This window comes from Blautia sp. 2227st1_G12_2227SCRN_220401 (assembly GCF_039062885.1).
In the GTDB taxonomy this organism is placed as follows: domain Bacteria; phylum Bacillota; class Clostridia; order Lachnospirales; family Lachnospiraceae; genus Blautia_A; species Blautia_A fusiformis.
Genome location: NZ_JBCLNI010000010.1, coordinates 22,309 through 35,112 on the forward strand (window position 1 = coordinate 22,309; position 12,804 = coordinate 35,112).

A 12,804-nucleotide genomic window follows, 5' to 3' on the forward strand; every position below is an offset into this window, starting at 1 on the left:
ATAAGCAGTGGGGGAAACTTGCCCGATGTTCGAAGATCAGAATCCGAAGTCCTCATAGTCCTCCGGTGTAAACTTATGATAGATCATATGCTCACCCTCCAGGGACAGACAATACCGGTAGTCATCCGGGATCCCGTCTTCGAAATATACAAGATAATCAAATCCGGTTCCGGTTGTTTTTTCCATGTGTACATGGTCGGAATAAGCATGAAAAACGTCCATCACTTCATCCAGAGTACAGCCATGACGGGCAACCGTGCCTATAAAGCGTACCAGAAATTCACTCGGCTTCCGGTTTTCGTGAACGTAGTCCGAGGCCTGAGGCGGCAGGGTGATGCAGAAACGCCCGTTTTTGGAAGAAGCCGTTACTTTTCCAAGACGGTCACAGGCATGATCTGAGAATTTTTCCATTGCATGCTGCATTTCTTCTTCCGTAAGCTCTGTGCCAAGAAGACGGTTCAGAGACTGCAGCGGATAATAAAAACGGGTAACTCCGCTCATGTATCCGATCTTTACCTGTTGTTCCTGGATCATATCCAGGAGATTATTTTCCAGTTTTTTGAAATTCATTATGTTTTTCCTTTCCGAGGTCTGAAGGTTTATTGAACTGCATACATTCAGATCCCATTTTTTTCGCAGATATCATTGAGACAGCAGCGGTCGCAGTAAGGCTTTGTCCGCGCTGTACAGACTTCTCTTCCATGATTGACAAGACGGTGGCAGAGATCATTGCCTTCTTCCGGAGGGATGATCTTCCAGAGAGCCATTTCCACCTTTTTCGGATCCTTCATGTCATGGACAAGGCCGATGCGGTTGGAAAGGCGGATACAGTGAGTATCTGTTACAATGGCGGGCTTGCCGAATACGTCCCCCATGATCAGGTTTGCGCTTTTTCGGCCCACACCGGGAAGCTTCAGAAGTGCGTTAAAGTCTTCCGGCACCTTGTCGTGATACTGTTCGTGGAGAATGCGCATACAGGCGCTGATGTCCCGGGCTTTGCTTTTTCCAAGGCCGCAGGGACGTACAATGGCTTCGATCGCTTCCGGCTCTGCTGCTGCCAGGGCTGCCACATCCGGGTATTTTGCATAGAGATCCTGAACAACTACATTGACCCGGGCATCGGTGCACTGAGCTGCCAGACGGACACTTACAAGAAGCTTCCAGGCATCATCATAATCCAGTGTACAGTCTGCATCCGGATATTCCTTTTTTAAACGGCTGATAACTTCATAGGCCAGTTCCTGTGTTGTCATTTGTATATGAACCATCCTTTCAATTTCGGTTATATTACTGAATTACTACAGCCAGGATGATACCACAGCATTCGGAGAATTACAAGGTGGACAGGAGTACAGAAGCAGTGTGTGGCATTTGGAATTTTATCAGCAGAGCAATTTTGGGAATCCCCCCCAGGGGCTTGTTAATACCCTGACAATTTGGTACATTAAACGTGACCTGTGAGGGACCTGATCTCCCTCACGTGAATAGAAAAGTGCGGAGGAATCAACGTGGAAAAACTTCTCGATGAAATCGAATCTTACTGGAGCACCCGTACAGAAGGGTACTCCGAAGTGAATCATAAAGAGCTTGCAGGAACGCAGAAAAACGCATGGCTTAAGGTGCTGACCAGTCAGTTTCCGGACAAACCCAAGGAAGAGATCCGTATCCTGGATATCGGAACAGGCCCCGGATTTTTTCCTGTGATCCTGGCAGAAGCCGGATATCATGTAGATGCAGTGGATTATACGGAAGGAATGCTGGAAAAGGCAAAGGAAAATGCAGGAGATCTTTGCCGGAATATCCGCTTTTTGAGGATGGATGCACAGAAGCTGGATTTTGAGGATAATACCTTTGACGTGGTCATTTCCCGAAATCTTACCTGGAATCTGGAGCATCCTGATGTTGCTTACAGAGAGTGGGTCCGTGTACTGAAGGTAGGAGGAAGACTTCTGAATTTTGATGCCAACTGGTACGGTTATCTTTATGAGGAAGAGCAGCGTAAGGCCTACGAAAACGACCGGAAAAATGTGGAAAACAATAGCCTGGATGATCACTATCTCTGTACGGATATTGAGCGCATGGAGCGGATCGCCCTCCAGGTACCGCTGTCAAAGATCAATCGTCCCCAGTGGGATGTAAAAACTCTCCGAGAAGCAGGACTTCTTGGGATCCGCACAGACACAGAAATATGGAAAACGGTCTGGAGTGAGGAGGAGAGATTAAATTATCAGTCCACACCAATGTTTATGGTAACTGGTGTAAAGCCGGATCATTTCCTGAATCTTCCGGTTGCGGCAGGAGAAAAAACAGAAGGCTTTCTTGAGCTCGGAGATGGAGAATTTGTCCTTCCGGCAACCATCATCCGTGGAAAAGATCCTGGAAAAACCGTTCTCGTCACAGCAGGTCTTCATGCAGGAGAGTATGTGGGGATCCAGACTCTGATCGAGCTGTCGAAGCGGCTGAAACCGGAAAAGGTAAAGGGCCAGCTGGTTCTGGTAAAGGTGCTGAACCGGGAAGATTTTGAGAAGCGTGCAGGTAGCATCAGCTGGGAAGACGGAAAAAATCTGAACCGTGTTTTCCCTGGCAGAAAAGATGGCACAAAAATGGAACGACTGGCAGCGGCCATCACAGAATCCCTGATCCGGAAGGCAGATTATTATATCGATCTTCACGGCGGTGATGATTATGAGGAGCTGACTCCGTATGTATATTTTGCAGGCGTGGCAAAGCCGGAGATCGTGGAAGCTTCCCGAAAAATGGCAGAGCAGGTTGATGTCCCATATATGGTACAGTCAAATGTGAGCACAGGCGGCGCCTACAATTATGCGGCAAGTACCTTCCATATTCCGGCGGTCCTTCTGGAACGCGGCTGTATGGGAACCTGGGAACGGGAGGAAGTGGATTCCATGCGAAGAGATGTAAGAAATATCCTCTGCAGCATCGGAGCCTATAACGGAATCCGTTCCCACAGTACGTACTATCCTCTGAAAATGGATGATGTGCGTTATCAGTGCGCCAGTGTCAACGGTCTCTGGTACCCGGTGAAGAAACCAGGCGATATCGTTCATCAGGATGAGTATCTTGGAGAGATCCGTGATTATGAGGGAAATGTACAGGAAATCTGTCGTGCAGACATGGATGGTGTGATCCTTTATCAGGTATCAAGCCTTCAGGTTGTGGAAGGCGGCCCTGTGATCACCTACGGAAATATCGTAAGAGAAAAAGACGAGCGGAAAACAAGGATCGCCCAGTACTGGACCAGGCGCAGCGACAGCTTTCTGGAACAGAGAAGAGCAGAGCTTCACAGTGCACTTGCAGGCCGCTGGATGGCTGAGCTTAAGAAGTATCTGCCTGAGAAAAAGAATCTCCGGATCCTGGATGTAGGCTGCGGAACCGGATTTTTTACCATTCTTCTTGCAAAGGAAGGCCATCAGGTAACCGGGATCGATCTGACGCCGGATATGATCACTCATGCAAAGGAGCTGGCGGAGGAAGAAAAAGCAGACTGCCGGTTTATGGTGATGGATGCAGAAGCTCCGGATTTTCCGGATGAGGAATTTGACGTGATCGTATCACGAAACCTTACCTGGACACTTCCGGACGCGGAGCATGCTTATCAGGAATGGTTCCGCGTACTGAAACCGGGCGGAGTGATGATAAATCTGGATGCAAACTACGGAGCAGCAGACTTTGCGGACACTGCGGATCTTCCGGAGAATCATGCCCATCATCAGATCCAGGATGAGCTGATGCAGGAATGCGAGGATATCAAGCGGCAGCTGCCCATCAGTTCTTTTCTGCGTCCGGCATGGGATCTGGAAACGCTGAGCCGTATAGGTGTGGAAGAATTTTCCTTTGACCTTGGTATCAGCAAACGTATTTATACAGAAAAAGACGAGTTTTACAATCCGACCCCGATGTTTTTGATCTTTGCAAAGAAACAGAGGTAGGATCATGCTCAATATAAAACAGATACAATATTTTGCAGCCTGTGCCAAAACAGGCTCCTTCAGCCAGGCAGCAGAACTGCTTTTTACCACGCAGTCAAATGTAAGCAAGGTGATCCGTTCCATGGAAGACGATATGCGTACCCAGCTGTTTGTCCGTCATGCAAAGGGCATAGAGCTGACACCGGAAGGAGAGCGTGCATTTATCCATGTGCAGAGGATCCTGGAAAATATAGATGAACTGGAAATGCAGGCACAGCCACTTGCAAAAAGCAGCCTGTGTGTATGCTTTCATCCCAGCTCCTGGTTTGCGGATATCTTCGTAACGTATTATGAAGCACATAAGTGCGATGATCTTCATTATCAGGTTTACGCAGCAGATACCCATGAGATCATAAAACGTGTGAAAGGCAGACAGGATGATATGGGATTCGCCTATGTGATGCAGAATCAGCTGGCAGCGTTCCAGTATTTTCTTTCCCGAAATTACCTGGAATTTGAGCTGCTGACGGAAACCGAGGTAAATATTTATACCGGGAAGGGGAAAGCAGATACAGCAGATGAGGGAGATTTTAATATGTCCCAGCTCAGGCTGATCCAGAGATTTCCCGATGAATTTTCCCCGGATAATTACCGGAACCTTGTAGAGGAAAACGGTCATTCCGCAGTGGAGGCGGAGACAGTAGTCGTAACAAACAGTGATTATATCGTGGAACGTCTTCTTGGTTCCGGAGAGCTGTGTAATATCAGTGGTGCGGATCTTTCCGGTCGTGATCCGGGATATTCCTCCGTGAAATATACATTTCCGGGAGAAGGACAGAAACTTGTTTATGGGTGCATCTGCCGGAAAGGTGAAGAGCTCAGTGAACAGGGAAAGGATTTTCTGGGATTCGTGAAGGAAAGACTTCAGATTTCCGGAAAGTGATAAAAGAATAAAGCAAAAGACCAGGCGGGATTTTTCTGCACGGGACACAGGTTCCTGATACAGAAAAGTCCCGTTTTTTATATGGAATATACATCCATGCCAAACCCGACTGTCCAATATCCCCGTATCGGGGTTGTCCGAAAGCTGTTAAATGATAAAATAATATCAGCAGCACACTCCGCGTGCTGAACATAAAAACACTGTGATGCACATAACCTCCGCGCACTCCTATTTGTGCATACAAATGTTTTGTCGAATAATAACACGACCCTTTCAAAAGCAGTTATGGCTTTGGATGCCATAACTGCTTTTGAAATATGAACACAAATCGTTCCACGATTTGTGTTCATGAGCATGCAGCAGAGCGGAATGCGAATGTCTGCCTTACTGTCTTACATGTAAGTAAAGGGAAGTGGGAAAGGAAAATTATGAACAAAGAAAATAAACTGGTCATCCGGATCCTGAAGCGGCTCCTTCTGCTTGCTGTGGTTATGTTTCTGCTGTCTGTGGTGGTGTTCTGGCTGGCGAGACTGGCACCGGGAGATCCCCTGCAGTCCTTTTACGGAGATTCCCTGGAAATGATGACCAGCGAGGAAGTGGCTGCAGCCAGAACGAGACTGGGACTGGATCAGGGGATCGGGGTACAGTATGTAAGGTGGTTTGCCAATGCAGTCCATGGTGACTTCGGATTGTCGCTGAAATACAGGCAGCCGGTTATGAATGTGATCAAACCGCTGATCGGAAATACTCTGGTGCTGGGAGGAATTGCTTATATTGTGATCTTTATACTGGCAGTTCTGATCGCCATATTCTGTACGCTCCATGAGGATCAGTGGATCGACCGGCTGATCTGCAAGATCGGAACAGCAGCCTATTATGTGCCGGCTTTCTGGCTTGGTGTGGTACTGATCCTGATCTTCAGTGTAAATCTTGGATGGTTTCCAAGCAGCGGTGCCTATGATGTAGGAATGGCAGATAGTATCGGCAATCGTATGAAGCATATGATCCTTCCGCTGGTAGTAATGATCTTCAGCCATCTTTGGTATTACGCATATATGATACGTAACAAATTTCTGGATGAGGTGCGGAAGGATTATGTACTTCTTGCCAGATCCAAGGGACTTTCCAAAAGAAAGATCCTGTGGAAGCATTGTCTTCGAAATGTAATGCCGACAATCGTGAGTATCATGGCAGTTTCGGTACCCCACGTAACGGGTGGGACTGTAACTGTGGAAGCTGTTTTCAATTATGCGGGAATTGGAAACCTTGCAGTGGAATCTGCAAAATATCATGATTATAATCTGCTGATGATCGATGTGCTGATCACGGGATTTATCGTATTTTTAAGCAGCTTTGTTGCACAGACTGTCAATGAAGAGATCGATCCAAGAATGAAGGATTCGGAGGTGAGGGTATGGTAGCTGACCGGAAGCTTTCAGAAGCTGAGCTTTTTCGGGTAGTTGGTGCAGGGTGGAAGCAGTATGAATCTGAAAAACGGAAAAAAACATTTCGGGAAAAGCTGAAAGGGAAACCGGTATTTTCCTTGTTCCTGCTTTTTCTGATCGTTTTGGGGTGTGTATTTGCAAATGTTGTGGCAAATCATGATCCCTCAGGCTTTTATCTCCAGAATCTGAATACACCACCAGGAAAGGAATTTATCTTTGGAACGGACTCGCTTGGAAGAGATATCTATTCACTGATCTGGTATGGCGGAAGGGTTTCTCTGGTGATCGGACTTCTGGGTGCGGCGATTATTACCCTGGTCGGTGTTACCTACGGATGCATCAGCGGAACAGCAGGTCCAAAGGTGGATTCGGTTATGATGCGGTTTACGGAAATGTGCGGAAGTATTCCGACCCTTCTGCTGATCCTGATCCTGTCTGCGGTTATTCAGGCCAATGATGTGATCAGCATATCTGTGATCATCGGTATTACCGGGTGGTTTGCACTGGCACGTATTGTAAGAAGTGAAGTGCGGCAGATAAGGAACAGTGATTATGTGATGTATGCAAGACTTTGTGGAGGAAGTTTTGGATATGTGATGTATCACCATCTGATACCGAATTTTGTTTCGGCGATCATGTTTGTGGTGATCTCTTCGATAAGCAGCTGTATTACCATGGAATCTACTTTAAGCTTTCTTGGCCTCGGGCTTCCGGCAGATGTAGTCTCCTGGGGAAGTATGCTCTCACTGGCAAATAAAGCACTGATCATGAATACCTGGTGGGTGATCGTGATCCCGGGAGTTTTTCTGGTCATTACTTTAATGTGCATTACCAGTATGGGAAGCTTTGTGAGAAGTGAGGTAAATAATCATTACAGCAATCTCTGATGCAGTCAGAAAAAATATTTGGACGCAAACCGTGATAAAACATTCCGAAGTGTGGATAACCGGTTTGAAAATAAGGAAAGATGAGGAAAACAGAATGAAAAAGAGAACAGGAATCAACTATGGCAGAAAATATGCGGCGATAACGCTGGCAGCAGTGACCGCAGCATGTACAGGAGCAACTGCAGGCAGTGTGGTAACCATAGCTGCGGCAGAAGAAAACAAAACCCTGGTATATGCAGGTGAGTCAGAAAGTACGATCAATCCCCTTCTGAATAACCATGATGAACTTCCGGATCTTATTTTTTCAGGACTGATGAAATATGATGCCAATGGAAAGCCGGTAGAGGATCTTGCAGAGAGCTATACCTTTGACAAGGATACCAATACCTATACTTTTAAGCTTCGAGATGGTGTTAAGTGGCATGATGGAGAAGATTTCAATGCAGAGGATGTTGTATACACCTATAAGGAGCTTACAGAGGATGAAACCCTGGGAGCCAGTATCACCAGCAACTATCAGGACATTACAAATATTGAGGCACCGGATGATCAGACTGTGATCTTTACACTGGATCAGTATGATGCTGCCATGCTGGATTACTTTACCATGGGAATCCTTCCTGAGCATCTTCTGGAAGGAGAGGACGTGAATACCACATCCTTTAACCAGAATCCGGTGGGAACAGGCCGTTATAAATTTGAAGACTGGGATGCTACCGGCGGAATGATCACACTGAAACGAAATGAAGATTATTACGGAAAGGTTCCGAATATTGAAACCGTTGTATACCGTACAGTATCGGATGAGACTACAAAGGCAACCATGCTCCAGTCCGGCGAGGCGGATCTTGCATGGCTGAATTCCAACTATGCTTCTCAGTTCAAGGATAAGGACGGATATAATTACTGGGAGTTCACCACAGCAGATTACCGTGGAGCTGCCATGGATATGAGCACAGATTTCTGGAAGGAAAACGGAGATTCCATCGGCGTTCTGAATTATGCGCTGGATAAGGATTCCATTATTGCAGGTGTTCTTGCAGGACAGGGAGAGCCGGCATACAGCCCGATTCAGAGAAACCCTCTCGGAACAGATAAGGAAGCCAATATCTACTCCTATGATCTGGATACCTTTGCAAAGAAGATGGAAGAGCTGGGATGGAAAAAAGGTGATGATGGGATCTATGAGAGAAACGGACAGAAATTCCACTTTACCATCCAGGTACGTGATTACGAAGAAGAGCGTGTGGATATTGCCAATGTCATGTCTGATATGCTGAAGCAGGCTGGTGTGGAAATGGAAGTAAAGCTTGTTACCAAATTTGACTGGGATGCAGGATACAATGGATTTCTTGCCGGCTATGCAACACAGTTTGACCCGGATATGGCATATGTAAACTTTGTAACCGACGCAAGTGGAAACAACATGCATTATTCCAATGCAGATGTGGATAAATATCTTGAGGAAGGCCGTCACGGTGAGACTGAGGAAGCCAGAAAAGAAGCATATAGTGAATTCGAAAAGGCATATGCCAAGGCACCTGGAATCCTTCTGGTTGCTTATCTTCAGGGAGATTATGTAGGCGTTTCCGGACTTGACGGACTGGATACCACACGTGTTCTGGGACATCATTCCGTAGGTGTTATGTGGAATATTGAAGACTGGACCATTACAAAATAAGGAAAAGATCATGCAGGAAACCGTTTTGGAATTAAAAAACTATTCGGTAAGCTTTGACACACCGGACGGCGAGGTACAGGCCGTCCGGAATGTTGATCTCACGGTAAAAAAAGGAGAGATACTTTGTATCGTAGGTGAGTCCGGATGTGGAAAAACCGTTATGTGCCGTAGCGTGATGAAGCTTCTGCCACCGAATGCACATGTAAAAAGCGGAGAGATCAGTCTCTGCGGAGAGAATATCACAGCCTATAAAAGAAAAAAAATGGAAAAGCTGTGCGGAAGTAAGGTAAGCATGGTGTTCCAGGATCCTATGCTGACGCTGAATCCGACGATTCCTGTTGGCAAACAGATCACAGAGGCTATTATCAAAAATCAGAAAGTATCCAGGGATGAGGCGAAAAAAAGAGCTGTGGAAATGCTGAAGCTGGTAGGGATTCCGGATGCAGAACAGCGCTATGGCCTGCAGCCTCATTTTTTTTCCGGAGGAATGCGTCAGCGTTGTGTGCTGGCTATTGCACTGGCCTGTGATCCGGAAATATTATTTGCCGATGAGGCGACTACAGCACTGGATGCAACTGTAGAAGCAAAGATTTTGGATCTGCTTCTTGAACTGAGAGAAAAAACAGGGATCAGTATTGTGTTCATATCTCATGATCTGGGAGCTGTTGCAAGGATCGCAGACAGAGTTGCAGTTATGTATGCAGGAAAGATCATTGAGATCGGGACAGCGGAAGAGGTTTATTATGATCCCCGGCATCCTTATACCTGGGGACTTCTGTCTTCACTGCCTGTATTTGCAGGTGAAAAAGGGGAGCTGAATCCGATCCCCGGAATGCCGCCCTCTCTTTTGAATCCTCCGCCGGGAGATGCATTTGCCGTTCGAAATCCTCAGGCGCTGGCAATCGATTATGAACAGACTCCTCCGATGTTTAAAGTCAGTGATACGCATTATGCAGCCACATGGCTTCTGGATGAAAGAGCTCCGAAAATAGAAAAGCCTTCCATTTTGAAGGACAGATTACAGGAAAACAGCGGCCGTAAACAGAAACCGGATAAAAAGGAAACGTCATTTTTACAGAAAACAGAACAGAAACAGGCGCCTGTACTGATCGAAGCCAGAAATCTGAAGCAGCATTTCCGTATCCGTTCCGATTATACGATCCATGCAGTGGATGATGTTTCCTTCAGTATCCGGGAAGGTGAGATCATGGCACTGGTGGGAGAGACCGGATGCGGAAAATCCACAACAGCCAGAACGCTTGCAGGAATCTACCGGCCTACAGGCGGGGAAATCTTTTATCAGGGAGAAAGAGTGCCGGATAAAAAGGATCCTTTCGGAATGCGGAAGAAAATGCAGACTGAGATCCAGATGATCTTTCAGGATTCGGGCGCTGCACTGAATCCCCGAATGAGCATACGGCAGATCATGCTGGAGCCTGTAAAGATCAGTCGCAGGATCCGTGACAGAGAAATGCTGGAGAACAGGCTTCGGGAAATCCTGAAGGAGACAGGACTGGATGAAAGCATTCTTTCGAAAAAGCCGGGAGAGCTTTCCGGCGGGCAGAGACAGAGAGTTGCCATAGGAAGAAGCCTTCTCATGGAACCACGTCTTATCATTGCAGATGAACCGATCGCATCGTTGGACATTTCTATCCAGGCACAGATCGTCATGCTTTTTAAAAAGCTTCAGCAGGAAAAAAGATTTTCTTTTCTTTTTATTGCCCATGATCTGTCCATGGTACGTTTTTTAAGTGATACAACAGGCGTGATGAAAAACGGAAAGCTGGTAGAAATGGCACCTACAAAAGAGCTTTTTGAAAATCCGCAGCATCCTTATACACAGTCCCTGCTTTCTGCGATCCATATCCCGGATCCGCTGGAAGAGAGAAAACGAAGGCTGATCGAGTATGAAGAGCCACAGTCTCTGGGAGAGGGCTGGAAAGAATTATCCGCATGTCACTGTGTGAGAATATAAGAGCATAATGGAATACATATGCATGACAAAATGGAATATGAAAAATCCCCCCGCCGGGGTTGTGGCAGAACAGCCGTGTTGTTAAACTTTTGTTATTCGAAATACTGAGAAACAAAGTGCGGAGAGGAAAATATGGGAAAATATATAATAAAACGGTTGCTGCAGCTGATCCCGGTCCTGATCGGGATCACATTTCTTTCTTTTGCCATGATGCGGCTTGCCGGCGGAGATGCAGTAACTTATATGTATGAAAATGCAGGCTCTGCAGTATCCCAGGAGGTCATTGATAAGGCAAAGGCAGAATATGGCCTTGATAAACCATTCCTTGTACAATATGCTGCCTGGTTTGCGGGAATGGCAACCGGAGATATGGGAGAGAGCTATGTGTCTCACAGAGATGTCTATGAAACCTTTATTTCAAAGCTTCCGGCAACGATGATGCTGACTCTGTCATCGATCCTTCTTACGATTGTTCTTGCGATCCCGTTGGGAATCCTGTCAGCAGTAAAGCACAACAAATGGGTAGACTATCTGATAAGATTTTTAAGCTTTATCGGCAATTCCATGCCGAATTTTTTTGCTGCCATGGTCCTGATGTATTTTCTGTCCATCAGGCTGGGCGTTTTACCGGTAGTCACAAATACAGATCTCGGACAGAGTATTATTCTGCCGACACTGACACTGGCAATCTCCATGGCTGCAAAATATACCAGACAAGTGCGTGCCACGGTTCTGGAAGAACTGAATAAGGATTATGTGACCGGAGCCCGGGCAAGAGGGATCCGCAGTCGTGTGATCATCTGGAAGAGTGTAATGAAGGCTTCCATGCTGACGATCATCACACTGCTGGCTCTGTCCATCGGCAATCTTCTGGGAGGAACTGCCATTGTGGAAAATATCTTTATGTGGGATGGTGTCGGAAAACTGGCGGTAGATGCGATCACCATGCGTGACTATCCGATCATCCAGGCTTATGTGGCATGGATGGCGGTTATTTATGTTCTGGTAAATCTGGTGACAGATATTATTTACCACTATCTGGATCCGAGAGTACGACTTGGAGGTGACAGAGCATGAGTGGAAAAAATAATATCACAGTCCGGAAGCAGAAGATCCGGAAAAATCATACAAAAGCAAAGCTTGTCTTTTTTCTTGTGCTTACAGCATTGCTTCTGTTTGTAGCGGCATTTGCAAAATATCTCTGCCCTTATGATCCTTATGTCCAGGATCTGGCACTTGCCCAGAAACCGCCGGGACCGGAGCATCTGCTCGGGACAGACCGTTATGGAAGAGATATGCTTTCCCGTGTGATCATAGGAAGTACGACCAGTATTTATGCAACGCTGCTCCTGGTTGCGGCGATCACTGTGGTGGGAACGGCTATTGGTATTTTCTGTGGCTGGAAGGGTGGCAAAGCCGATACCGTTCTGATGCGTATATCCGATCTGTTCCTGGCTTTTCCGGGACTGGTATTTGCCCTGGCAGTAGCAGGTGTTCTGGGAGGCGGTATCCAGAATGCGATCATTGCCCTGGCAGTGATCAGCTGGCCGAAGTTTGCAAGACTTGCCAGAGGGCTTACTCTGACTCAGAAGGACTCCGCATATCTTATGGCGGCGAAGCTTTCCGGAAACAGTACAGGAAAGCTTCTGTTCAAACATATCCTTCCCAATATCGCAGGCCCCATCCTTGTTACCTCAGTTCTTGATATCGGAACCATGATGATGGAGCTGGCAGGACTTTCCTTTCTCGGGCTTGGGGTAAAGCCTCCAATGGCAGAATGGGGAAGTATGATCAACGATGGAAGAAGTATGCTGCAGATTTCACCGTGGATGGTACTTGCGCCGGGAATGGCGATTTTTATTACAGTAATGATCTTTAATCTTCTGGGAGATACGATCCGGGATTATATGGATCCTAAGGAACGAAACAGGAGAAAAGGATAAC

10 protein-coding genes are annotated in these 12,804 nt (G+C 46.7%); 8 read left to right on the top strand and 2 right to left on the bottom strand.

Going from position 1 to position 12,804, the window contains the following annotated elements; genetic code table 11:
- Nucleotides 1-36 precede the first annotated feature (36 nt).
- Complete coding sequence (locus ABCM67_RS06880) at nucleotides 37-570, bottom strand: DUF3877 family protein (RefSeq protein ID WP_059086219.1); 534 nt, start codon at nucleotides 568-570, stop codon at nucleotides 37-39.
- A 47-nt stretch (nucleotides 571-617) separates the two neighbouring features.
- On the bottom strand, nucleotides 618-1,253 hold the full coding sequence (gene nth, locus ABCM67_RS06885; RefSeq protein WP_022427162.1) for an endonuclease III: 636 nt from the start codon (nucleotides 1,251-1,253) through the stop codon (nucleotides 618-620).
- A 255-nt stretch (nucleotides 1,254-1,508) separates the two neighbouring features.
- Between nth and ABCM67_RS06890 the strand changes: the two genes are divergently transcribed.
- The 8 genes from ABCM67_RS06890 to nikC all read left to right on the top strand — a co-directional run bounded on the left by ABCM67_RS06890 (nucleotide 1,509) and on the right by nikC (nucleotide 12,803).
- Nucleotides 1,509-3,950 (top strand): methyltransferase domain-containing protein, encoded by a 2,442-nt coding sequence (locus tag ABCM67_RS06890; RefSeq protein ID WP_278635362.1) that lies wholly within the window; start codon nucleotides 1,509-1,511, stop codon nucleotides 3,948-3,950.
- Nucleotides 3,951-3,954: 4 nt separating this feature from the next.
- Entirely contained in the window at nucleotides 3,955-4,872 is a 918-nt protein-coding gene (locus tag ABCM67_RS06895) for a LysR family transcriptional regulator (RefSeq protein WP_342992692.1), read from the top strand.
- A 428-nt stretch (nucleotides 4,873-5,300) separates the two neighbouring features.
- Nucleotides 5,301-6,293, top strand: coding sequence for an ABC transporter permease (locus ABCM67_RS06900; protein WP_342992693.1), 993 nt, complete (start codon nucleotides 5,301-5,303; stop codon nucleotides 6,291-6,293).
- Nucleotides 6,287-7,204 carry an ABC transporter permease gene (locus ABCM67_RS06905; protein WP_342992694.1) on the top strand — a complete coding sequence of 306 codons (918 nt, stop codon included), beginning with the start codon at nucleotides 6,287-6,289 and terminating at the stop codon, nucleotides 7,202-7,204. Before ABCM67_RS06900 ends, ABCM67_RS06905 begins: the two co-directional genes overlap by 7 nt.
- 94 nt (nucleotides 7,205-7,298) lie before the next feature.
- Nucleotides 7,299-8,885, top strand: coding sequence for an ABC transporter substrate-binding protein (locus ABCM67_RS06910; RefSeq protein ID WP_342992695.1), 1,587 nt, complete (start codon nucleotides 7,299-7,301; stop codon nucleotides 8,883-8,885).
- A gap of 25 nt (nucleotides 8,886-8,910) precedes the next feature.
- The gene (locus tag ABCM67_RS06915) at nucleotides 8,911-10,860 is read left to right on the top strand and encodes an ABC transporter ATP-binding protein (protein WP_342992696.1); all 1,950 of its coding nucleotides are present in this window, start codon (nucleotides 8,911-8,913) and stop codon (nucleotides 10,858-10,860) included.
- Between the two features lie 132 nt (nucleotides 10,861-10,992).
- Nucleotides 10,993-11,937, top strand: coding sequence for a nickel ABC transporter permease (gene nikB, locus ABCM67_RS06920; RefSeq protein WP_173741094.1), 945 nt, complete (start codon nucleotides 10,993-10,995; stop codon nucleotides 11,935-11,937).
- A complete protein-coding gene (nikC, locus tag ABCM67_RS06925) occupies nucleotides 11,934-12,803 on the top strand; it encodes a nickel transporter permease (protein WP_342992697.1) in 870 nt (289 codons plus the stop codon). Before nikB ends, nikC begins: the two co-directional genes overlap by 4 nt.
- The last annotated feature ends 1 nt before the right edge of the window (nucleotide 12,804 follow it).